Annotated in this window: 22 protein-coding genes; 9 read left to right on the plus strand and 13 right to left on the minus strand. The window is 70.6% G+C overall.

Annotated features, from left to right (window positions below; genetic code table 11):
- Positions 1 to 7 precede the first annotated feature (7 nt).
- The 12 genes from H9633_RS06265 to H9633_RS06315 form a co-directional block, all read right to left on the minus strand.
- Complete coding sequence (locus H9633_RS06265; RefSeq protein WP_191712480.1) at positions 8 to 928, minus strand: NAD(P)/FAD-dependent oxidoreductase; 921 nt, start codon at positions 926 to 928, stop codon at positions 8 to 10.
- Positions 921 to 1,268: a ferredoxin gene (fdxA, locus tag H9633_RS06270; protein ID WP_071644999.1), complete on the minus strand. Its 348-nt coding sequence runs from the start codon at positions 1,266 to 1,268 to the stop codon at positions 921 to 923. The genes H9633_RS06265 and fdxA overlap by 8 nt, the downstream gene beginning before the upstream one ends.
- Positions 1,265 to 2,689: an FAD-dependent oxidoreductase gene (locus H9633_RS06275; RefSeq protein WP_191712481.1), complete on the minus strand. Its 1,425-nt coding sequence runs from the start codon at positions 2,687 to 2,689 to the stop codon at positions 1,265 to 1,267. Before H9633_RS06275 ends, fdxA begins: the two co-directional genes overlap by 4 nt.
- Positions 2,686 to 3,633 (minus strand): uroporphyrinogen-III C-methyltransferase, encoded by a 948-nt coding sequence (cobA, locus tag H9633_RS06280; protein ID WP_083428841.1) that lies wholly within the window; start codon positions 3,631 to 3,633, stop codon positions 2,686 to 2,688. Before cobA ends, H9633_RS06275 begins: the two co-directional genes overlap by 4 nt.
- Entirely contained in the window at positions 3,630 to 4,541 is a 912-nt protein-coding gene (locus H9633_RS06285) for an ABC transporter permease (protein ID WP_191712482.1), read from the minus strand. Before H9633_RS06285 ends, cobA begins: the two co-directional genes overlap by 4 nt.
- Complete coding sequence (locus H9633_RS06290; protein WP_083428840.1) at positions 4,531 to 5,367, minus strand: ABC transporter ATP-binding protein; 837 nt, start codon at positions 5,365 to 5,367, stop codon at positions 4,531 to 4,533. Before H9633_RS06290 ends, H9633_RS06285 begins: the two co-directional genes overlap by 11 nt.
- A complete protein-coding gene (locus H9633_RS06295; protein ID WP_083428842.1) occupies positions 5,367 to 6,392 on the minus strand; it encodes an ABC transporter substrate-binding protein in 1,026 nt (341 codons plus the stop codon). The genes H9633_RS06290 and H9633_RS06295 overlap by 1 nt, the downstream gene beginning before the upstream one ends.
- 97 nt (positions 6,393 to 6,489) lie before the next feature.
- Positions 6,490 to 7,788 (minus strand): sulfate adenylyltransferase subunit 1, encoded by a 1,299-nt coding sequence (locus H9633_RS06300; RefSeq protein ID WP_071644996.1) that lies wholly within the window; start codon positions 7,786 to 7,788, stop codon positions 6,490 to 6,492.
- Positions 7,788 to 8,759, minus strand: a complete 972-nt coding sequence (gene cysD, locus H9633_RS06305) for a sulfate adenylyltransferase subunit CysD (protein WP_083428839.1) — start codon at positions 8,757 to 8,759, stop codon at positions 7,788 to 7,790. Before cysD ends, H9633_RS06300 begins: the two co-directional genes overlap by 1 nt.
- Positions 8,756 to 9,508 carry a phosphoadenylyl-sulfate reductase gene (locus H9633_RS13010; protein WP_318247209.1) on the minus strand — a complete coding sequence of 251 codons (753 nt, stop codon included), beginning with the start codon at positions 9,506 to 9,508 and terminating at the stop codon, positions 8,756 to 8,758. Before H9633_RS13010 ends, cysD begins: the two co-directional genes overlap by 4 nt.
- Positions 9,505 to 11,223, minus strand: coding sequence for a nitrite/sulfite reductase (locus H9633_RS13015; protein ID WP_225211053.1), 1,719 nt, complete (start codon positions 11,221 to 11,223; stop codon positions 9,505 to 9,507). Before H9633_RS13015 ends, H9633_RS13010 begins: the two co-directional genes overlap by 4 nt.
- Positions 11,224 to 11,478: 255 nt before the next feature.
- Positions 11,479 to 12,165, minus strand: coding sequence for a sirohydrochlorin chelatase (locus H9633_RS06315; RefSeq protein ID WP_191712483.1), 687 nt, complete (start codon positions 12,163 to 12,165; stop codon positions 11,479 to 11,481).
- A 203-nt stretch (positions 12,166 to 12,368) separates the two neighbouring features.
- Here H9633_RS06315 and dnaK point away from each other — a divergent pair, with 203 nt between their 5' ends.
- The 4 genes from dnaK to H9633_RS06335 are packed head-to-tail and all read left to right on the plus strand — an operon-like array spanning position 12,369 to position 16,354.
- Positions 12,369 to 14,228, plus strand: a complete 1,860-nt coding sequence (dnaK, locus tag H9633_RS06320) for a molecular chaperone DnaK (RefSeq protein ID WP_071641916.1) — start codon at positions 12,369 to 12,371, stop codon at positions 14,226 to 14,228.
- 2 nt (positions 14,229 to 14,230) lie between these two features.
- Positions 14,231 to 14,896 carry a nucleotide exchange factor GrpE gene (locus H9633_RS06325; protein WP_191712484.1) on the plus strand — a complete coding sequence of 222 codons (666 nt, stop codon included), beginning with the start codon at positions 14,231 to 14,233 and terminating at the stop codon, positions 14,894 to 14,896.
- A 13-nt stretch (positions 14,897 to 14,909) separates the two neighbouring features.
- The gene (locus H9633_RS06330) at positions 14,910 to 15,893 is read left to right on the plus strand and encodes a DnaJ C-terminal domain-containing protein (protein WP_071641933.1); all 984 of its coding nucleotides are present in this window, start codon (positions 14,910 to 14,912) and stop codon (positions 15,891 to 15,893) included.
- Positions 15,894 to 15,895: 2 nt separating this feature from the next.
- On the plus strand, positions 15,896 to 16,354 hold the full coding sequence (locus H9633_RS06335) for a heat shock protein transcriptional repressor HspR (RefSeq protein ID WP_191712485.1): 459 nt from the start codon (positions 15,896 to 15,898) through the stop codon (positions 16,352 to 16,354).
- Positions 16,355 to 16,363: 9 nt separating this feature from the next.
- On the opposite strand, the gene mgtE is transcribed toward H9633_RS06335, so the two are convergent.
- Positions 16,364 to 17,719, minus strand: a complete 1,356-nt coding sequence (gene mgtE, locus H9633_RS06340) for a magnesium transporter (protein WP_191712486.1) — start codon at positions 17,717 to 17,719, stop codon at positions 16,364 to 16,366.
- Positions 17,720 to 17,959: 240 nt separating this feature from the next.
- On the opposite strand from mgtE, the gene H9633_RS06345 reads away from it, so the two are divergent.
- The 5 genes from H9633_RS06345 to H9633_RS06365 all read left to right on the plus strand — a co-directional run bounded on the left by H9633_RS06345 (position 17,960) and on the right by H9633_RS06365 (position 22,814).
- On the plus strand, positions 17,960 to 18,625 hold the full coding sequence (locus H9633_RS06345; RefSeq protein ID WP_071641937.1) for a GntR family transcriptional regulator: 666 nt from the start codon (positions 17,960 to 17,962) through the stop codon (positions 18,623 to 18,625).
- Between the two features lie 131 nt (positions 18,626 to 18,756).
- Entirely contained in the window at positions 18,757 to 19,722 is a 966-nt protein-coding gene (locus H9633_RS06350) for a tripartite tricarboxylate transporter substrate binding protein (protein ID WP_191712487.1), read from the plus strand.
- Between the two features lie 58 nt (positions 19,723 to 19,780).
- Positions 19,781 to 20,323, plus strand: a complete 543-nt coding sequence (locus H9633_RS06355) for a tripartite tricarboxylate transporter TctB family protein (RefSeq protein ID WP_071641941.1) — start codon at positions 19,781 to 19,783, stop codon at positions 20,321 to 20,323.
- Complete coding sequence (locus H9633_RS06360; RefSeq protein WP_191712488.1) at positions 20,320 to 21,948, plus strand: tripartite tricarboxylate transporter permease; 1,629 nt, start codon at positions 20,320 to 20,322, stop codon at positions 21,946 to 21,948. The genes H9633_RS06355 and H9633_RS06360 overlap by 4 nt, the downstream gene beginning before the upstream one ends.
- Positions 21,945 to 22,814, plus strand: a complete 870-nt coding sequence (locus H9633_RS06365; protein ID WP_071641945.1) for a dihydrodipicolinate synthase family protein — start codon at positions 21,945 to 21,947, stop codon at positions 22,812 to 22,814. Before H9633_RS06360 ends, H9633_RS06365 begins: the two co-directional genes overlap by 4 nt.
- Positions 22,815 to 22,816: the final 2 nt, after the last annotated feature.

Raw genomic sequence — 22,816 nt, forward strand, 5'->3', positions numbered from 1 at the left:
CCCGCGGTCAGTGCGCGGTGGCGACGCCGATCGCGTCGTGCGTGATCACCGCCGCGACCCGCGCACCGGCGCCGGCCGCGACGATCAGCTGCTGCGGCCCGGGGGCCGCGACATCGCCCGCCGCATACAGACCGCGGATGCTCGTGCGCCCCGACCGGTCGGTGACCAGATGCCCGTCGTCGTCGCGTTCGGGCAGCATCCCGTCGAGGAACGACAGATCCGCCTCCCACTCCGGACGCACGAACCCGCCGTCGATCGCTCGCTCCTCGCCGTCGGCGGTGCGCACGGCCGCGATGCGGCCCCGCTCACCGGTCAGCTCGACGATCGGCGAGCGGACGACCGGCACGCCCGCCGTCGCGAGCTCCGCCTCCTCGGCGGTGCTCACCGCGGCGGAGCCGTTCGTGAACACGGTCAGCTGCGGCGTCCAGTGCGCGACCAGCCTCGCGCGGTCGGCGAGGTCGGCGGATTCGCCGATCAGGGCCAGGCTGCGCCCGCGCAGCTCCCACGCATCGCACGCCGCGCAGCTGAACAGGCTCATCCCGTAGAAGCCGCGCAGATCGGGCACGTCGGGCAGCGTCTCGCGCAGCCCGGTCGCGAGCAGCACCGACCGGGCCGTCACCTGCTCCGACGGGTCGCGCCGCCCGATGCCGGCAGCGAATCCGGCATCCGTCCTGGTCAGCGCGCCCACCCGCACTCGGGAGCGGATCTCGACGTTCGGGTACGCGGCCAGCTCTTCGCGGGCGATGCGCCGCAGCTCGAACGGCGGCACCCCGTCGCGGGTGAGGAAGCCGTGCGAGTTGAGCGTCGCGGCGTTGCGCGGCCGGTCGGCGTCGACCACGAGCACGCGGGCCAGGGATCGCCCGAGGTTCAGCGCGGCCGACAGCCCCGCGGGCCCGCCGCCGACGATGAGCACGTCGTAGTCAGTCATCCGCGCCCCCCGAGCTCGTCGACGCGCCCTGCGGCGCGAGCGCGGCCACGAGGGGGTGGTCGACGTCGTAGACGCCGACCTTCGATGCGCCGCCCGGGGAGCCGATCTCGTCGAAGAACTCGACGTTGGCCTTGTAGTAGTCGGCCCACTCCTCGGGCAGGTCGTCTTCGTAGTAGATCGCCTCGACCGGGCAGACCGGCTCGCAGGCGCCGCAGTCCACGCACTCGTCCGGATGGATGTACAGCGAGCGCTCGCCCTCGTAGATGCAGTCCACCGGGCACTCGTCGATGCACGCGCGGTCCTTCACGTCCACGCACGGCAGCGCGATCACGTAGGTCATCGGGTCAGCACCCCCGGCCGTGAGATCTCGACCTGCTCATCGCGCGCCACGACCTTCACGCGCTCGCGGACATGCTCGTGGTTCTCGCCGAGCGCGCGCTCGTGGGCATCCAGCGCCTGCCAGCCGTCCCACGTGGTGTACGCCGTCTCGCGGTCGTCGAGCAGGTCGAGCACGTCGCCCTGCGAGCCGCCCAGGGACCCAGGTGCGGCGGCATCGGTGAGCACCCCCGACTGCGCGTCAGCGAGGAGGTGCCCGACGGTCTCCAGGGCGTCCGACTTCGTGTGTCCGATCAGCCCGACCGGGCCGCGCTTGATCCAGCCGGTCGCGTACAGCCCGGGCTGGCCGATCACCCGGCCCTCGACGTTCGGCACGACGCCGCGGCGCTCGTCGAAATCCGCGCCCTCCACCCGCGTGCCGTAGTAGCCGATCGCGCGGTACACGGCCTGCACGTCGTAGTCGCGCACCTCCCCGGTCGGCACCGGGGTGCCGGTTGCGTCGGGGGCCGTGCGCGCGAATCGGACGCCGTCGACGCGGTCGTCGCCGGTGATCTCGATCGGCGCGTGCCAGAAGTGCAGGTGCAGCCGCCGCGACGCACCCGTCGACGGCCGTCCGCGCCACGAGTTCAGGGTGCGCAGCATGACCTTCAGCTGGTTGTTCGGCGCGGCGGTCGGATCGACGCCCTCGAAGTCCTCGTCGTAGAGCACGATGTCGACGTCGCGCACCTCGCCGAGCTCGCGCAGCTCGATCGGGGTGAACTTGATATCGGCCGGCCCGCGGCGACCGAACACGTGCACGTCGGTGACGGCGGACGACTCGAGACCGGCGAGCACGTTGTCGGGCACCTCGGTGGTGCGCAGGTCGACCGCGTGCTTGGCGAGCACCCGCGCCACGTCGAGTGCGACGTTGCCGTTGCCGATCACCGCGACCGACGCCGCCTCGAGCGGCCACGTGCGCGGCACGTCGGGATGCCCGTCGTACCAGGCGACGAAGTCGGCCGCCCCGTAGGAGCCCGGCAGGTCGACACCGGGGATGTCGAGGGTCGCGTCGCGCAGCGCACCGGTGGCGAGGATCACGCCGTGGTAGCGCTCGCGCAGCTCGTCGAGAGCGATGTCGCGCCCCACCTCGACGTTGCCGATGAAGCGGATGGTGCGGCGTGCGGCGCCGGGCTCGGGGAACGCGTCGAGCATCTCGTGCAGCGAGGTGACGATGCCCTTGATGCGGGGATGGTCGGGCGCGACGCCGTAGCGGATCAGCCCGTACGGGGCGGGAAGCGACTCGAACAGGTCGATCTCGACCGCGTCGATCGACGCGGGTCCCTCGGCCCGCCGAAGGGCGTCGACGGACTGAGCCAGCAGGTTGCCCGCATAGATGCCGGCCGGTCCGGCGCCGACGATCGCGACGCGCAGCGTGGAGAGGGTCATGACAGGGAGACCTTTCGAGATGGGGTGGAATGGGGGGAGCGGATGCTCGTGTCGATCGCCCGCACGAGGCCGGTGTCGACCGCGAGTCCGGCGTCGAGTGCGGCGGCCAGACGCGAGCGCCCCCGCCGGCGCGGTGATCCGGATGCCGGCGGGTCGGCGTCTTCGACATCGGCCGCCGCGGGCGCGAGCGACGCGGCGAGCGGACTCAGCCGCACGACCTCGCCGATCACCACCACAGCGGGCGAGCGCACCTGCGCGGCGGCGGCGAGCTGCGCGATGGTGCTCAGCGTCCCGACGGTCACGCGCTCTGCGCTGCCGTAGCCGTCCTCGATGATCGCGACCGGGCAGTCGGCGCCGCGCGCGCCGGCGGCCAGCACGTGCGCCGAGTGCCCGAGCGTGCTGACGCCCATCAGCAGCACCAGCGTGTGGTCGGCGCCCGAGGTGCTCACCGACCCGCCGGGCTGGATCTGGTCGTGCGCGCTGATGACGCTGAACGAGGCGGCGACGCCGCGGTGCGTGAGCGGGATGCCGGCGATCGCCGGCACCGAGACGGCGCTGGTCACGCCGGGCACCACATCGACTCGGATGCCCGCGGCCTCGCAGAACAGCTGCTCCTCACGGCCGCGGCCGAAGACGAACGGATCCCCGCCCTTCAGACGCACGACCTCGCGGCCGGCCCGCGCCAGCTCGACGAGCAGCTCGTTGATGCCGTCCTGCGGCACCGGGTGGTGGCCGGGCAGCTTGCCGACGTCGATCACCTCGGCGGCGATGACCGCGCCCTCCGCGTGCAGCTGGGCGAGCACGCTGCGTGCGCCGAGCCGGTCGGCGACGATCACGTCGGCCTTCTCCAGAGCGCGCAGGCCGCGCAGGGTGAGCAGGCCGGCATCACCCGGACCCGCGCCGACGAGGGTCACGGTTCCGGCAGGGGTCGCTGTTCCGGTCATGAGGTGCCTCCCAGCAGCAGGCCGCGATTGCGCAGCATCCGGCGCTCGAGCGGCCCGAAGACCACCAGCTCGATGACGATGCCGATCGTGAGGATGAGGATGATGGTGCCGAGCACGCTGGCCAGATCCGCCAGCTCGCGCGACTGGTTGAGCAGGGTTCCCAGGCCGAATCCCATCGAGCCGCCCATGGTGATGATCTCGGCGGCCATCAGCGATCGCCACGAGAACGCCCAGCCCTGCTTGAGTCCGGCGACGTAGCCGGGCAGCGACGCGGGGAGCACGACGGCGGTGGCGAGCTGCCAGCGGCTGGCGCCGAGCACGGTGCCCACCCTGCGCAGCTGCGGCGGCACCTGGTCGATGCCCGAGAGCAGCCCGTTCACGATGGACGGGATCGCACCCATCAGGATGACGAAGTACGCCGTCGCGTCGGTCAGACCGAACCAGATGATCGCGGCGGGCACCCACGCCACCGAGGGCAGCACGGTCAAGCCCGAGATCAGCGGGCCGGCCGCGCGACGCAGCAGCTTCCACTCCGCGAGCGCGAGGCCGAGCGGGGTGCCGATCGCGATCGCGATCAGAAAGCCGAGCCCGCCGCGTTCGAGGCTGGTGAGCACGGCCTGCTGCAGCCGACCGGATCCCCACGCGTCGCCGAGGGCGGCCAGCACGGCGGCGGGGCTCGGCGCCTTATCGGGGCGGGGGCCGGCCACGCTGATGTAGAGCTGCCACACGACCAGCAGCACGAGCAGCAGCACGATCGGCGGCAGCGCCTTGGCGAGCATCCCGCGCCAGCGCGGCGCATCCTGCGCCGACGTGGACTGCAGTCGGTCGAGGCCGGTCGAGAGGGTGCGCAGATCGTCATGCTCGCTGGAGGCGGCGCTCGACGACGGGGCCGATGTCTCAAGAGGCATTGCGAGCCAGCTCCTTCCGCAGCTCGGCGGTGATCTCGCCGGCGAGAGCGGTGACCTCGGGCGACTCGATGCGGCGTCCGATGGTGTTGCGGATGCGCCATTCGCCGGCGATCCGGCCCGGCCTGCTCGAGAGCAGCACGACCCGCTGACCGAGACGAGCGGCCTCCCGCACGTTGTGCGTGACGAACACGATCGTGCGGCCGGTCGCACGCCACACCCGCTCGAGCTCCTCGTGCAGCAGATCGCGGGTGATGGCGTCGAGGGCCGCGAACGGCTCGTCCATGAGCAGCACCGGACGATCCTGGGCCAGTGCCCGCGCGAGGGCGACGCGCTGTCGCATACCTCCCGAGAGCTCGTGCGGTCGCCGGTCTCCGGCTTCGGCGAGATTGACGGTCGCCAGCAGCCGGTCGGCCTCCGTGCGGCGCTCACCGCGCGGCACGCCGCGCAGCCGCAGGGCCAGCTCGATGTTGCGGCGAGCGGTGAGCCACGGCATCAGCGCCGACTCCTGGAACATCACCGCGGATCCGCCGTCGGGCGTCTGGATCGCTCCGGAGGTGACCGGCTCGAGGCCCGCGATGAGGTTGAGCAGTGTCGATTTGCCGCAACCGGATGCCCCGAGCAGGCACACGAACTCGCCGGGGGCGATATCGAGCGAGATGTCGTCGAGCACGACCGGCCCCGCGGCGTAGCGCTTGGTGACGTGCGAGATGCGCACCGCCGGGGCTGCGGCCGGGCGTCCGCCGGGCAGCGGGCTGACGCCGTCGAAGCTGGGCGCGAGGGGCGCCTGCGCGACCGCCGGGGGCGCGAGGGTGTCGCGGGTCGTCATCACTGCGCCCCGAGCCCGGCCGCCGACACCGTGTCGACGCCGGCATCCGAGAGCTGCGCGTTGAGCGCTCGCAGGTCGAACAGCCCGTCGATCGAGCCCTTCTTCTGGGTTCCGGCGGCCAGTCCGTTCGCGACGAGGGCCTCGAACGTCTCGGCGTGCGGATCGACGGTGAAGTCGACATGCTCGAGCGCACGGGCCAGCACGTCATCGGGCAGGCGCTTGCCGGTCGCCTCCTCGAGCTGTGCGTTGATGACGGCGTCGGCCTCGGACGCGTTCTCGTCGAGCCAGCGCACCGATGCGACGTGGCCGGCGAGCAGCTTGTCGACGACGTCGGGATGCTCGTCGGCGAAGTCCGCGCGCACGAGCAGCACCGTGGTCGGGAACGCCCCGTCATCCCACAGATCGGCCTCGTCGACGAGCACGTGCGCGTCGGCCTCGACGACCAGGCGCGACACCCACGGCTCGGGCAGCCAGGCGCCGTCGAGCTGGCCGTCCTGGAAGAGCGTCAGCGTCTGCGCGTTCTCGGTCGGCGTGATCGCCACGTCGCCGGCGCCCGAGATCGAGGTCTCGTACCCTTCGTCGGCGAGCCAGCTGCGCAGCGCCACGTCCTGCGTGTTGCCGAGCTGAGGGCTGGCGAGGGTCGCGCCGTTCAGATCGGCCGGCGAGTCGATCCCCTCGCGCACGACCAGCGCCGCGCCCCCCGACGTGGCCCCGGCGATGATGTGGGCCGAGGCCCCGCCGGACTGGATGAACGTGTTGATCGCCGGGTTGGGCCCGATGTAGGTGGCGTCGATCGCGCCCGCCGAGAGGGCCTCGATCGCGGCCGGGCCGGCGTTGAAGACCTCGGTGGTCAGGTCGATGTCGCCGAGCGCGTCGGCGAACAGCTCCTCCGACAGACCGACCAGCGCGGGCGCGTGGGTGACGTTGGCGAAGTAGCCCAGGCGCAGCTCGGTCGCCACCTCGCCTTCGGCCGCGGAGCCGGATGCGGGGGCGCAGCCCGCGAGCGCCAATGCGGTGAGGCCCATCGCCAGGGCTCCCAGTGCGGTGAAGGTCCTGTTGCTGCGGGTGATGTTCACGGTTTCGCCTCCTTAGGCTCGTGGTGCTGTGCGGACGTGCGGTCGGTCAGTCGATGACGGTGCCGGCGGCCAGTGTGGCGCCGTCGGCGGGATGGATCAGCAGCAGCGAGCCGCCCTCGCGGCTCTGCGCGTACGGCTCCAGCGGCAGGTCGGATGCCAGGCGCAGCCGCACCCGACCGATCTCGTTCTCGGCGAGCGCGGCATCCGGCGCCGTGGTCAGGTCGGCGTGCGCGAGTGTCTCGAGGTCGCGCCGGGTGAGCACCTCGGCGACGATCGCCTGCACGGTCGCGGTGCCGTGCTTGACGAGCACGCGCGCGCCGGGGGCGGTCGCGCGCGGATCCAGCTGGAACAGCTCGACCACGGCGTCCCGTCGCAGCGCGGGAGCCGAGCCCGCGGCGACGATCACGGCACCGCGGGCGGCGTCGATCTCGTCGGCGAGGGTCACCGTCACCGACTGCCGCACGCCGGCGGCGCCGGTGTCGGCTCCGGCGACGTGCACGCCGGTGACCTCGGTGACCCGCCCGGAAGGCAGCACCTGCACGCGGTCGCCGACCGAGACGGCGCCGGCGGCGATCCGCCCGGCGAAGCCGCGGAAGTCCCGCAGCCGTTCCGCGTCGTCGGCGTCGATCTCGGGCGACAGCCCGCCCTGCGGTCGCAGCACGAGCTGCACCGGCAGCCGCAGCGGGGCATCGGCGTCGGTGCGCACCGGCAGCGTCTCGAGCAGCTCGAACAGCGTCTCGCCGCGGTACCACGGGGTGCGCTCTGACCGGTCGACGATGTTGTCGCCCTCGAGGGCGGAGACGGGCAGCACGCGCACGGCGGAGATGCCCAGCTCATCCGCCACGCGCAGCGCCTCGAGCTCGATGTCGACGTAGGTCTGCTCATCGAAGCCGACGAGGTCGATCTTGTTCACCGCGACGATCACGTGCGCCACCCGCAGCAGCGACGCCACGGCGAGGTGGCGCCGAGTCTGCTCGACCACGCCCTTGCGGGCATCCACCAGCACGATCACCGCGTCGGCGGTGGCCGCTCCGGTGACCATGTTGCGGGTGTACTGCACGTGCCCTGGGCAGTCGGCGAGGATGAAGCTGCGCCGGTCGGTGGCGAAGTAGCGGTACGCGACGTCGATCGTGATGCCCTGCTCGCGTTCGGCGCGCAGGCCGTCGGTGAGCAGCGCGAAGTCGAAGGCCCCGTGCGCGAAACCGCGCGCCCGCGAGGTCGCGGCGACCTGGTCGAGCTGGTCGGCGAGGATCGCCTTCGCGTCGTGCAGCAGCCGGCCGACCAGGGTGGACTTGCCGTCGTCGACCGAGCCCGCGGTCGCGAACCGGAAGAGAGTCGTGCTCATCAGAAATACCCGTCCTTCTTGCGGTCCTCCATGGCGGCCTCGCTGATGCGGTCGTCGGCGCGGGTGGCGCCCCGTTCGGTGAGCGTCGTGCGGGCGACCTCGTCGACGATCGACGCCGTGTCGGCGGCATCCGACTCCACCGCACCGGTGCAGCTCATGTCGCCGACCGTGCGGTAGCGCACCGTGCGACGCTCGACCTGCTCGTCGGGGCGGGGCTGCGAGAACTCGCCCACCGCCCACCACATGCCCGAGCGCTGGAACACCTCCCTCTCGTGCGCGTAGTACAGCGGCGGCAGCGCGATGCCCTCGCGCTCGATGTAGCGCCAGATGTCGAGCTCGGTCCAGTTCGAGATCGGGAAGGCCCGCACGTGCTGGCCGGGCAGGTGCCGGCCGTTGTACAGGCTCCACAGCTCGGGACGCTGGTTGCGCGGATCCCACTGCCCGAACTCGTCGCGCAGCGAGATGATGCGCTCCTTCGCGCGCGCCTTGTCCTCGTCGCGGCGTGCGCCGCCGAAGACCGCGTCGTGGCGACCGGCGGCGATCGCGTCGAGCAGCGGCTGCGTCTGCAGCGGGTTGCGCGTGCCGTCGGGGCGCTCGAGAAGCCGGCCGTCGTCGATATAATCCTGCACGCGCGCGACCTCGAGGTCGATGCCGAGACGGGCGATCGTCTCATCGCGGAAGCGGATGACCTCGGGGAAGTTGTGACCGGTGTCGACGTGCAGCACGGGGAACGGCACCCGCCCTGGCGCGAACGCCCTGGCTGCGAGGTGCAGCACGACCACCGAGTCCTTGCCGCCCGAGAAGAGCAGCACGGGTCGCTCGAACTCGGCGACCACCTCGCGGATGATGTGGATGCCCTCCGCCTCGAGCAGGTCGAGGGTGCTCAGGGTTCGGGTGGGCTCGACCTCCCGGTCGTTGAGCGAGCGGAGCGAGGCGAAACGCGTGGTGGTCTCCGGATTCGTGGCGTTCATACGTGCAGCCCGCATTCTGTCTTCGTCAGCCCGGCCCAGCGGCCGGATCGAGGGTCTTCGCCGGGGGCGACGGGCCTCGTGCACGGCGCGCAGCCGATCGACGGGTACCCGTTCGCGATCAGGGGGTTCACCGGCACATCGTGCGCGGCGCTGTACGCGGTGAGGTCGTCGAAGCTCCACGCCGCGACCGGGTTCACCTTCACGAGTCCGTTGCGCTCGTCCCACACGACCAGCTCCGTCTCAGCGCGCGTGGGCGCCTCGTCGCGGCGCACGCCCGTGAACCACGCCTCGTAGCCGCCGAGGGCCCGGTGCAGTGGCTCGACCTTCCGGCGCGCGCAGCACAGGCCCGGGTCGCGGGCGAACAGGTCGGTGCCGAACTCGGCATCCTGCTCCCGCACGCTCTGCGCGGGTTTCACGTCGACGACGATCACGTCGAGGCGCGACGCGACCTCGTCCCGCGTGAACCTCGTCTCGAGGAAGTGGTAGCCGGTGTCGAGGAACAGCACGTCGACCCCGGGCAGGCTCTGCGAGACGAGGTGGGGGAGGGCGGCGTCCGCCATCGAGCACGCGACGGCGACCTGCGAGACGGCGATGTTGGCCGCGACCCACGCGACCACCTCGGCCGGGCTCGCCTCGTCAGGCTGTCGGCTGCGCAGCTCGGCGTTGCCGCGCTCGGCGAGCGCGCGCAGCTCGGACGCAGGGCGGCGCCCCTGCGGCAGGCTCAGCGACCCTCGTCGTGCGGTGCTCACTGCAGCGCCTCGTCGTCGGCGCGGTGCGCCCACGTGGCGAAGCTCTCGCCCTCGGATCGGTCGGCGAGGTAGCGGCGGATCACCCGCTCCGCGTAGTCGGCGATGCCGTCGGCCGGAACCTTCAGCCCGCGCACGGTGCGCCCGAGGCCTGCCTCGGCGCGCCCCTCGGTGGCCAGGCCACCCCCGAGATGCACCTGATAGCCGGGAACCTGCTGGCCGTCGATCATGACGAGCTGGCCCTTCAGCCCGATGTCGGCCGTCTGGATGCGCGCGCACGAGTTGGGGCACCCGTTCACGTGCAGCGTGATGGTCTGGCCGATCTCGGGTTCGAGCTCGGCCAGGCGCTGCTCCAGCTGGTCGATCGCCTGCGCGGCGTTCGCCTTCGTCTCGACGATCGCGAGCTTGCAGAATTCGATGCCCGTGCAGGCGATCGTCCCGCGGCGGAACAGGCTCGGGCGCGATGGCAGACCGAGCTCGTCGAGCCCGGCGACGACGTGCGGCACGCGGTCCTCCGGCACATCGAGCACGAGGATCTTCTGGAAGACCGTCGGGCGCACGCGCTGCGATCCGTTCGCCTCGGCGAGGTCGGCGAGACGCGTCAGAGTGGTGCCGGAGAGACGGCCGACCGTGGTCGCGGCGCCGATGTAGAACCGGCCGTCCTTCTGCCGGTGCACGCCGACGTGGTCGGGTGCGCCGACCGGCTCGGCGGGGGCCGGACCGTCGGGCAGCGGGGAGGCCAGGTACTCGCTCTCGAGCACGTCGCGCATCTTCGCGGTGCCCCAGTCGGCGAGCAGGAACTTCATCCGCGCCTTGTTGCGCAGCCGGCGGTAGCCGTAGTCGCGGAAGATGCTGGTGACGCCGTACCACACCTCGGCCACCCGCTCCGGCGGCACGAAGGTGCCGAGCCGCTCGCCGAGGCGGGGCACCGCGGCGAGGGCGCCGCCGACCCACAGGTCGTAGCCGACACCGAGATCCGGGTGCTCGACGGCGACGAACGAGCAGTCGTTGATCTCGTGCACGACGTCCTGACTCGGATGCCCGGTGATCGCCGTCTTGTACTTGCGCGGCAGGTTCGAGAAGCTCGGGTCGCCGAGGTAGCGGTCGACGATCTCGCGCAGCTGCGGTGTCGGATCGATGAGCTCGTCCTCGGCGATGCCGGCCACGGCCGAGGCGAGGAAGGTGCGCGGCACGTCGCCGCAGGCCTCGGTGGTGTTCAGCCCGACCGCTTCGAGGCGACGCCAGGTCTCGGGCACGTCCTCGATGCGCACCCAGTGCAGCTGCACGTTCTGCCGGTCGGTGATGTCGGCGATGTCGCGGCCGAACTCCGTCGAGATCTCGCCGATCACGCGCAGCTGCTGGGTGGTGAGCTGTCCGCCGTCGATGCGCACCCGCATCATGAAGTATTCGTCTTCGAGTTCGTGCGGCTCGAGCTGAGCGGTGCGGCCCCCGTCGATGCCGGGCTTGCGCTGGGTGTACAGCCCCCACCAGCGGAAACGCCCGTGCAGGTCGGACGGATCGATGCTCGCGAACCCGCCCTGGGCGTAGATCGTCTCGATGCGCTCGCGCACGTTGAGTCCGTCGTCGGCGAGCTTGATCTCCTCGTTCGTGTTCAGCGGCTCGCGTCCGTCGACGGCCCACTGGCCGTGCGGCTTGGTCGGCGTGCGACTGGTGCGGGTGCGCGCACCGCGGATGGTCGTCGGCTGCTGGATCGACATCGAGCCCCCCTCGGATGAATGGCTGGGGATCAACGTACGGACTGCGATCCGAGGCGGAAACCTTCCATGACACGGAAAGACCAGGAGCGAAACACAGCGTCATGTGACGCGAAACATGACGCCAGAGGGGTGGCGTGATCGGCTCGAGTGTGCTGTCGCGTGCGCGGGATCGCGCGAGCGCAGGCGATCCGCCGGAGGTCGGTCCGCATCGGGCAGGGCCGTCCTGCGCTTGCGTGTTCGCCTGCCTCCGCCGGGTCAGGCCGGGGGAGCTGTCTCGTAGCGCTGGATGACGAGATCGACGAGCGCGTCCGGGATGCCCTGATCAGACTGCAGATCGTCGAGCAGCGGCGGCGTGATCGGGTGCGCGCCCGCCTTCCGCACCGCGAGATCGAAGAAGAACCCGCGTCCGAGCAGGTAGGTCGCGACGACGGCATCCGGGGCGGCGCTCAGCGCCGTCGGCAGATCCGGATGCCGGGCGGCGAGGTACGCGAGATCCACACGGCGGCCCGTGCGGGCGCGCAGCAGCGCGGCCATCCCCTCGGCGTCGGCGACCGAGCGCTCGTCGCGCGACCCCGCGACGGCGAGCACGAGCGGGGATTCCGGGCGGGCGATGCCGGCGAGCCGCATCGCGAGGACCTCCGCGAGCAGAGCATCGGGCCCCAGCGCGTCGGTGACGACGGCGTCCGCCCTGTGCACGGCGATCCCGTGCAGATCGTGATGCACGTGGAAGCCCTGCGAGAGCAGCAGCGGCACGATCACCACCGGCCCGTCGATCGCCGCCAGCGCGCTCGCCGCATCGGGCTGTTGCACGTCGACGAAGGCCGCGCGCACGTCGACGTCGGGCAGGCGCTCGGCCACGCGTGCGACGAGAGCGGCGATCGAACGCGCCCCGTCGGGGTCGTCCGTGCCGTGCGAGACGGCGAGCAGGGTGGGACGGGTCATGCGGGTGACTCTAGAGCGGGCGGTCGGGATGCGTCGCGCGCGGCGTCAAAGAGCGAAATGCCGCGTCTTCCACGTAAACCTGAGTCGAGTCATGTCAACTTCTTTTTGACAGCATTCGACTGCGGGTTTACACTTGAGTCATCACGACTCAGGTTCGACATCTGAGCCGTCCGCAGACTTTCACCAATACAAAGGAGAAACACATGGCACGTGCTGTCGGTATCGACCTCGGAACCACCAACTCCGTCGTCAGCGTCCTCGAGGGTGGCGAGCCCAAGGTCATCGCCAACGCCGAGGGCTTCCGCACCACCCCGTCGGTGGTCGCGTTCACCAAGGATGGCGAGGTGCTGGTCGGCGAGACCGCCAAGCGCCAGGCCGTCACCAACGTCGACCGCACGATCGCGTCGGTCAAGCGCCACATGGGCACCGACTGGTCGTTCGACGTCGACGGCAAGAAGTGGACGCCGCAGGAGATCTCGGCGCGCATCCTGCAGAAGCTCAAGCGCGACGCGGAGTCGTACCTGGGCGACACCGTGACCGACGCCGTCATCACCGTTCCCGCCTACTTCAACGACGCCGAGCGTCAGGCCACCAAGGAGGCCGGTGAGATCGCGGGCCTCAACGTGCTGCGCATCATCAACGAGCCCACCGCGGCCGCGCTCGCCTACGGCCTCGACAAGGGCAAGGAGGACGAGCTCATCCTGGTCTTCGACCTCGGTGGCGGAACCTTCGACGTCTCGCTGCTCGAGGTGGGCAAGGACGACGACTTCTCGACCATCCAGGTGCGCTCGACCGCCGGTGACAACCGCCTCGGCGGCGACGACTGGGACCAGCGCGTCGTGGACTACCTGATCAAGCAGTTCAAGGAGACCACCGGCGTCGACGTCTCGAGCGACAAGATCGCCCTGCAGCGCCTCAAGGAGGCCGCCGAGCAGGCCAAGAAGGAGCTCTCGTCGTCGACGAGCGCCTCGATCAACCTGCCCTACCTGTCGCTGACCGACTCGGGCCCGGTCTCGCTGAGCGAGAGCCTCACCCGCGCGAAGTTCGAGGATCTCACCAAGGATCTCCTCGACCGCACCAAGAAGCCCTTCGAGGACGTCATCCGCGAGGCGAACATCAAGGTGTCCGACATCGACCACATCGTGCTCGTGGGTGGGTCGACCCGCATGCCCGCGGTCGCCGAGCTCGTCAAGCGCGAGACCGGCAAGGACGCCAACAAGGGTGTCAACCCCGACGAGGTCGTCGCCGTCGGCGCGGCGCTCCAGGCCGGTGTCCTCAAGGGTGAGCGCAAGGACGTGCTGCTCATCGACGTCACCCCGCTGAGCCTCGGAATCGAGACCAAGGGCGGCATGATGACCAAGCTCATCGACCGCAACACCGCGATCCCGACCAAGCGCAGCGAAACCTTCACCACCGCCGACGACAACCAGCCGTCGGTCGCGATCCAGGTCTTCCAGGGTGAGCGCGAGTTCACCCGCGACAACAAGCCGCTCGGCACCTTCGAGCTCACCGGCATCGCCCCTGCCCCCCGCGGCATCCCGCAGATCGAGGTCACCTTCGACATCGACGCCAACGGCATCGTGCACGTGTCCGCCAAGGACAAGGGCACCGGCAAGGAGCAGTCGATGACGATCACCGGCGGTTCGTCGCTGTCGAAGGAGGACATCGACCGCATGGTGCGCGAGGCCGAGGAGCACGCCTCCGAAGACAAGAAGCGCCGTGAGGCCGCCGAGGTCCGCAACCAGGCCGAGACCCTCTCCTACTCGATCGAGAAGCTCATCAAGGAGAACGAGGACAAGCTCCCCGAGGACGTCAAGACCTCGGTTCAGGGCGATGTCGACGCGCTCAAGACGGCTCTCGCCGGCGAGGACGACGACGCCGTGAAGACGGCGTTCGACAAGCTGAACGAGTCGCAGACGAAGCTGGGCGAGGCGATCTACGCCCAGTCTCAGGCGGATGCCGCCGCCGGCGCCCCCGCAGATGACGAGGCTCCGGCCGACGCCTCCTCCGATGAGGATGTCGTCGACGCCGAGGTCGTGGACGACGAGGACGAGAAGAAGTAATCATGACGGACAAGAACTTCGACGACAACAGCGCCGAGGTTCCCGGCGAGGGGTCGGATGCTCAGGCATCCGGCCCCGCGTCGCAGAACCACGACGTTCCCCAGAACAGCGACGCTCCCCAGAGCCCTGACTCCGCCGAGGCCGCTGCGGCCGAGGGATCCGACGACGACCTCACCGTCGACGACATCCTGAACGCCGAGCAGATCGACGAGGCGGCATCCGAAGACGGCTCCGACGCGGGCATCGCCGACGCCGAGCACGCGCTGCTCGTCGACCTCAAGCGTCTGACCGCGGAGTACGCCAACTATCGCCGCCGCACCGAGGAGCAACGCCACGTCGAGGTCGACCGCGCCAAGGGCGAGGCCGCGAAGGGCCTGCTGCCCGTGCTCGACGACCTCGACCGGGCTCAGCAGCACGGTGACCTCGTCGAGGGCTCCGCGTTCGCCGTGATCGCCGGCAAGCTGCGTGCCGTGGTCGAGCGCCTCGGCGTCGTCGCCTACGGCGCGGCGGGCGACGAGTTCGACCCGCAGCAGCACGAGGCGATCTTCCAGCAGCCGACCCCCGGTGCGACCACCTCCACGATCCTCGAGGTCGTCGAGGTCGGCTACCGTCTCGGTGACGTCGAGCTGCGGCCGGCGAAGGTCGTCGTCGCTGTTCCCGCCGAGTAGGAACAGGTGATCGATGGCTAGCCAGGACTGGTTCGACAAGGACTTCTACAAGACGCTGGGCGTCTCGAAGGACGTCTCGGACGCCGATCTCAAGAAGACGTATCGCAAGCTGGCCCGCACGTACCACCCCGATTCGAATCAGGGTGATGCCGCGGCCGAGGCGAAGTTCAAGGAGATCAGCGAGGCGTACAGCGTGCTCAGCGACGCCGAGCAGCGTCGCGAGTACGACGAGATCCGCGCCATGGGCTCGGGTGCGCGCTTCACCGCGCCCGGAGCGGGCGGGACAGGCGGCTTCGACGACGTCTTCAGCCGGTTCGGGCAGGGCGGACGCGCGAGCCAGGCCGACTTCGAGGACATCTTCTCGATGTTCTCGCAGGGCGGCGGCTCGTTCGGGTCCGGCCGCTTCGGCCAGCCCACCGGCGGGTACCGCGGCTTCGGCGGCCCGCAGAAGGGCGCCGACCTCACCGCCACGACGACCCTCGACTTCGCCACGGCGGTGCAGGGCGACACCATCACCCTGCAGGCCGGCGACGGCAAGCCATTCAAGGTGAAGGTGCCCGCAGGCGTGAAGGACGGACAGAAGATCCGTCTGCGCGGCCGAGGGCGACCGTCGCCCGACGGCGGCGAGGCCGGCGACATCGTCGTGCAGGTGAAGGTGCGCCCGCATCCGGTGTTCACCCGCGACGGACTCAACCTGCGCCTCACGGTGCCGGTGACGTTCGCCGAGGCGACCCTCGGCGCGACCATCGAGGTGCCCACCCTCGGCGGCGAGACGGTGAAGCTGCGGGTCGCCCCCGGCACGCCCTCCGGGCGCGTGCTGCGGGTCAAGGGGCGCGGTGTGACGACGGCGAAGGGCGCCGGTGACCTGCTCGCCGAGCTGCAGATCGCCGTGCCCTCGCACCTCGACGACGCCGCCAAGGAGGCTCTGCAGCGCTTCCAGGAGCTCGGTCCGAAGGAGAACCCGCGGGCCGAGATGATGGCGAGGGCGAAGGCCTGATCATGGATGCCGATTCGCCCGTCTTCGCGATCGCGGTCGCCGCGGAGCTGGCCGGAATGCACCCCCAGACCCTGCGGCAGTACGACCGCATCGGCCTGGTGGTGCCCGGCCGCACCCGCGGCGGCTCGCGGCGCTACTCGATGCGCGACATCGAGCAGCTCCGCGAGGTCGCCCAGCTCTCGAGCGAGGGGATGAGCCTGCCGGCCATCGCCCGGCTGCTCGATCTGGAGGACGAGGTGCGGATGCTGCGTCGCCGTGTGAACGAGCTCGAGGGCGCCCTGCGCGCCGAGCGCGAGAACCGCCCCGGTGTGCGCGTGTTCGCCGCCGGGGCATCCGGGCAGGTCGTCACCCTGCCGTCCGGGCGGCGCATCCGCCGGTCGACCGAGGTCGTGCTGTGGCATCCGCGCCACGCCGCCGTCGATGCGCCCCAGGCAGCCGCGGCCGACGCACCCGACGCGTAGAGCGGCCGGTCAGATCCCGAGCACGGCCCTGGCGATCAGGAAGTAGATGATCAGCCCCGTCGCATCGACGAACGTCGTGATGAACGGGTTCGAGAAGACCGCCGGGTCGACCTTGATGGCCCGAGCGGCGAGCGGCATGATCCCGCCGATCGACGCGGCCACCGTGCACACGGCGACGAGGGTCAGACCCACCACCAGGCCGATGTGCCACTCGTACACCAGCCCGGCGATCGCGAATCCGAGCGTGCCCAGCAGCAGCCCCAGGCACAGCCCTACCCTGATCTCGCGCGAGAGCACCTTGCGCACATCGCGCGGGACGATCTCGCCCAGCGCCAGCGAGCGGGTCACGGTCGTCGCGGCCTGATTGCCGGTGTTGCCCCCGGTGCCGATCAGCAGCGGCACGAACAGCGCCAGCACGGTCATCTGCGCGAGGGTCGCCTCGAACGCGTCGAGCACCTGCACGGTGAGGGTGGCGCCCACCGCGAGCACGAGCAGCCACACCACGCGCGAGCGCACCAGGCGACGGATCGGCGTCGACAGGTACGAGCGGCGCAGCGGCTCGACACCGCCCTGCCGGGCAGCATCCTCGCTCTCCTCCTGCTTCAGGATGCGTGCGGCATCATCGATCGTGAGGATGCCGACGAGCCGCTGCTCGCCGTCCACCACGGGCAGGGCCAGCAGGCCGTAGTCGGTGGTGCGGCGTGCGACGACCTCCGCGTCCTCCGTCACCTCGGCGACGTGCGGGTCGCTCATGACGTCGACGATGAGGGCCTCCTCGTCTGCCGACATCAGATCCCGCAGGCTCACGATCCCGACCACCCGTCGCGCGTCGGTCACCGGCAGCGTGTAGACGGTCTCGGCGCTGTCCAGCGCAGCCCGGATGCGCGCGAACGTCTCGCGCACGGTGAGCTGCGGGTGCGTGGTGACGAACTCCGGGCTCATGCGCCGGCCGACTGAGTGGTGCGGATAGCCGAGCATCCCCGCGGTCAGGTCGCGCTCCTGCCTGGTGAGGCCGCGCAGCAGCTGCGGGGCGACGGACGCCGGCAGCTCGTCGAGCAGCCAGACCCGGTCGTCGGGGTCGATCTCGGCGAACAGCGAGGTCACCTCGGCGCGGCGCAGGGCACCGACCAGGTCGCCCCGGGTGCCGGGGGAGAGGGCTTCGAACACGTCGAGTGCCCGCGCCTTCGCGAGCAGTCGGTAGACGATGGCCGCATCCTCGATGCTGAGTCGATCGACGAGCTCGACGACCTCGGGCACGGACAGCGGCGTCAGCCGGGCGGATGCGCCGGCGAGATCCTGCTCCGAGATGAGACGGCGGATGTCGTCGGCGGCCTCGGAGACGGACTGGAGCTGGAAGGGGGTCATGGCGAGCCTTGGGGGAAGGCACCGCACTGAGCGCGTCGCGGAGAACGCGGGGCGTGCGTCGCAGCAGACGCCGCCGCTCAGCCGAGCGGTGCGGAAGCGGAGGGGGTGACGTGTCTGCGACTATGACTGTCACTCGACATGGTGAACCACCTCGCTTCCTGGTGCTCGGGGGACGTACCCACCGATCGTACCCGGTGCCCGGCACGATGTAACCTGTCAACAGTCGACAAGGGGGGCACTGTGCCGGACACCGTCAATCGAGGTGAATCGCTGGGTACGCAGATCGCCAACCTGCTGCGGCAGCGCATCGTGCGTGGTGTGCTCGCGCCCGGGGAGCGAATCACCGAAGAGGCGCTCGCCGAGGAGTTCGCGGTGAGCCGCGGCCCTGTGCGCGATGCGCTCACGCAGCTCAGCTTCGAGAAGCTCGTGCGCATCCAGCGTCCCCGCGGCGTGTTCGTCGTCGGCCTGAGTCACGACGACGTCGATCAGCTGTACAGCCTGCGCGGCGCGCTCGAGCAGCTCGCGCTGTCGAGGGCGATCCGCGTCGAGGACGACGCGCGGTGGCGGGGGATGGCCGACGCGGTGCACCGGATGGCCGACGCCGCGGATGCCGCCGATCACGCCGCGTTCGTGGAGGCCGACCTCGACTTCCACTCGCAGATCTACGCGCTCGCCGATCATCCCCGGCTGGAGGGGGCCTGGCGGCAGTACCTGCCGACCTTCACGGCCCTGCTCGAGGTGACGATCAATCACGACGACGACCTGCACGATTCCGCCGCCGACCACGTCACGCTGATGGACGTGATGCGCAGCGGTGACGCCGACCGCGCCGCTGACGTGCTGACGGCGCATCTCGACGGTGCGCGGGATCGGATGCTCAGCGAGCTGACCCAGCAGAACGGCTGATCGGCCCGCCTGCTGAAAGGGTCGCCGACGGATCGGAAGCGTGCTGACGACGCTAGATGTTGACTGTTAACAGTCAACGATGCTACTGTCGCCACGTCGACAACACGGTCGACCAGCACCGAGGAGCAAAGATGCCCCGCATCCGCATGTCCCGAGCGGCCGCAGCCATCGCCGCCGTCGCCGCAACCGCGCTCGTCCTGGCCGGCTGCACCAAGGTCGATGAAGGAGGTGCCGAATCGGCCTTCCCCGAGAAGGACATCCGCTTGATCATCCAGGCCAACCCAGGCGGCGGCTCCGATCTGTCCTCGCGCGCCCTGGCGACCGAGCTCGAGAAGATCCTCGACGTCAGCGTCATCCCCGAGAACATGCCCGGCGCCGCCGGAGCCCTGGCCATGGAGTACGTCGGCAATCAGAAGGCCGACGGCTACGTGATCGGCTTCGCGCCCGTCGAGATCGCGATGCTCAACACCACCCAGGGTGCTGCCGTGCTGCCCGAGGAGTACGACCTGCTCGGGCAGATCATGCTGGCGCCCGGTGTCGTCACGGTCGGCGCCGACAGCGGCATCGACTCGCTCGAGGCGCTCGTCGAGAAGGCTCAGGCGGGCGCGGTGACGGTCGCCAACTCGGGTGCCGGCTCGATCTGGGAGGCTGCGACCCTCGGACTCGGCAAGGCCGCCAACGCCGACTTCTCGCCGGTGCCGTATGACGGCGGCGCGACCGCCGTCGGTGCCGCCGCCTCGGGCGAGACCGTCGCTGCGGTCTCCGGCCTCGGCGAAGCGCTTGCGCAGGGTGACGCCGTGAAGATCCTCGCGGTCATGAACGACGAGCGCCACCCCGACGCTGAGGACGTTCCCACCGTCGCCGAGGCGATCGGCGAAGACGTCGAGTTCGGCGGCTGGGGCGGCATCTACGCTCCGAAGGGCCTGCCGGACGACGTCAAGAAGACCCTCGAGGACGCGGTCAAGAAGGCCGTCGACTCCGAGGAGTACCAGAAGTTCCAGAAGGACGCCGGCAACCTCGTCGTCTACCGCGACTCGGCGGAGTGGACCTCGTTCGTGAACGACCAGTTCGACCTGTTCAAGGACCTGCTGGGCTGAGCGGCACCCAGGGGCCGGGTCATCGACCCGGTCCCTGCGCCCTCGAGAGGATGCACTGATGTCGAGTACCGACACCCCCGCAGCGGACGCCACCGCAGCGGACGAGTACCAGGGCGCGGCGCCGTCGCGCCGTATCGAGGTGCTGTTCGCCGGGGTCGCCCTGGCCGTCGCCGCCGGCTACCTCGCCCTCGCGCTGCAGACGCCGCTGCGCCGGGCGGCGGCCGCCGGTCAGATCGATGCCCGGTTCTGGCCCACGGTGCTCGGGACGTGCGCCGTCGCCGTCGCCGTCCTCCTGCTCGTCATCGCGCTCACCCGGCCGGCGCCGACCCGCGAGGACGTCGAGCGCATCCAGCCCGGCGGTGTGCGCCGGGTGATCCTCACCCTCGCGATCGTGGGCGCGTTCATCGCCGCATGGTCGCTGAGCGCGGTGGTGCTCTTCGGCTACCGAGTCGAGGTGTTCCCGATCGCGGCCGGCCTGCTCATGGCCGCCCTCATGCTCGCCTACGGCCACCGCCGCCCCGTGAGCCTGATCATCTACTCCGTCACGGTCACGGCGTTCGTCTACGTCGTGTTCGGCATGCTCCTGAGGATCCCGCTGTGAACTTCTTCGTCGAGGGAGTGAGCTCCCTGCTGGACATCTCGATGGTGCTGTACGTCGGCGTCGGCCTCGTGCTCGGCTTCATGGTCGGCGCATTCCCCGGCATCACCGCGACGATGGCCGTCGCCCTCGCTGCCGGGTTCACGATGACGCTCGAGCCCGTGCAGGGCCTGGCGGTGCTGCTGACCATCTACGTCGCCGCCAACTTCGGCGACCGGGTGCCGTCCATCCTCATCAACACGCCCGGCACCCCGGCATCCATCGCGACCACGCTCGACGGGTACCCGATGGCCAAGCAGGGCCGGGCGGGTCTGGCCCTCACCATCTCGGCCATCGTCTCGGCGGTCGGCATCCTCGCCTCCCTCGTGCTCTTCTCGGTGGCGGCCGTGCCCGTCGCGAGCTTCGCCCGCGACTACTTCAGATCGCCCGAGCTGTTTGCGCTCGTGGTGTTCGGCATCGCGATCATGATCGGCATCTCCTCGAAGTCGATGCTCAAGGGCATCCTCGCCGGTCTGTTCGGACTCATGCTGGGCACCGTCGGCACCTACGCCGCCACCGCCGACCAGCGCTTCACTTTCGGCGTGCTCGAGCTCGTCGAGGGTGTCAACTTCATCGCCGTGATCATCGGCCTCTTCGGCATCGCCGAGCTGTTCGACCAGCTGCTCACGCACCGCAAGTCGCATGTGCGACCGATCTCGAGCCTCGGCCGCTGGTGGCCCAACCGGTCGGAGCTCGCGCAGTCCGGCCGGGCGACCGCGGTCGGCGGCGCCGTGGGGCTCGGCGTCGGGCTCATCCCGGCCGCCGGTGGCGACATCGCGGGCCTCATCGGATGGGAGCGGGCGCGCAAGGCCTCGAAGCATCCCGAGATGTTCGGCAAGGGCTCGATCGAGGGCGTCGCGGCATCCGACACCGCCTCCAGCGCGACGCTCGGCGGATCGCTCACGACCACGATGGCGCTCGGCATCCCGGGCGACTCCGTGATGGCCGTGATGATCGGCTCGATGATCATCTGGGGCATCACGCCCGGCCCGACACTGTTCACCAACCGTCCCGACCTCGTCGTCTCGATCGTCGGCATCATGCTGATCGCCACGCTGCTCTCGCTCGCGCTCAGCCTCGTGCGCATGCGGGGCATGGTCAAGCTGCTGGATGTGCCGCAGCCGTACCTGTGGAGCGGCATCCTGCTGTTCTGCGTCATCGGCACGTACGCCACCTCGAACAGCCTGTCGACCGTCGTCACCATGCTCGTGTTCGGCGTCGTGGGAGTGCTGCTCAAGCGCATGCAGGTGCCCGCGGGGCCGGTGGTGCTCGGCCTGCTGCTCGGTCCGCTCGCCGAGGAGAACCTCGCCCGCACGCTCGCGATCCTGCCCACCAAGCCGTTCTTCGAGGTGGTGAGCCCCATCGCGATCGCCCTGCTCGCGCTGGCCGTGCTGTCGATCGTCATGCCGGCGATCAGGGCGGCCCGCAAGCCCCGCACGCAGCGCGCCGCATTCGCGGACTCGGTGCTCGACACCGAGAGCGTGCAGCAGATCAGTCACGCTCGCGAGGAGCTCTCGGCCGATCCGGGGCTGCTGACCTCGACCGTGCGAAGCATCACCAAGAAGAAGAACTCCAAGGAGAAGAAGTGACCCGCTACGACATCCTCACCGCGATCCCCACCGCGTTCCACCGCGACGGATCGCTCGACCTCGAGGGGTCGCGGGCCATCTTCCGTTACGTGGCGGGGTCGGGCAACGAGGGCGCCTTCGTGCTCGGCACGACGGGGGAGTTCCCGGCGGTCGACGTCGAGGAGTTCACCGCTCTGGTCGACGCCGCGCTGGCCGAGCTCGCGGGGCGGATGCGGGTGGTCGTGCACGTCGGCCGACCGAGCGCGTTCGAGGCCGTGCGGCTGGTGGGCATCGCCCGCTCCCGCGGCGCGACCGAGTTCGCCGCCCTGACGCCGTACTACCTGCGCGCGTCGGACGACGCCGTCGTGGAGTACTTCCGTCAGGTGTCGGATGCCGTCGGCGACGGCCGCCTGTATGTCTACATCTATCCCGCGCGCAGCGGCAACCCCGTCTCTCCGGACCTGCTGGTGCGCCTGGCGCAGCTGCCGAACGTCGTCGGGGCCAAGGTCAGTGAGCTCTCGCTCGACGAGCTGGCCGCCTACCGCGCCGTGGTGCCGGACGGGTTCGAGCTTTACACCGGCGCCGACCGCGATCTCATCGCCGCTGTCGAGGCCGGCGCGCAGGGGGTCGTGTCAGGGGTGTCGTCGGTGACGCCCAAGCCGTTCCGTGCGCTCGCCGACGCCGGCCGCGCGGGGGACCCCGCAGCCATCACCGCGGCGCAGGCCGCTGTCGACGAGGTCGTCTCCTGGATCGGCGGCGACATGGCGCGCATGAAAGAGGGCTACCGGGTGCTCGGGGTCGCCGATGCGCATTGCCGGATGGCGCTGGACGAGCCGGACGCCGCAGCCAGGGCCGCGGTCGCCCGAGTCGTGGGCGCGCACGCCTGACG

It is taken from the genome of Microbacterium commune, assembly GCF_014836945.1.
Taxonomy (GTDB): domain Bacteria; phylum Actinomycetota; class Actinomycetes; order Actinomycetales; family Microbacteriaceae; genus Microbacterium; species Microbacterium commune.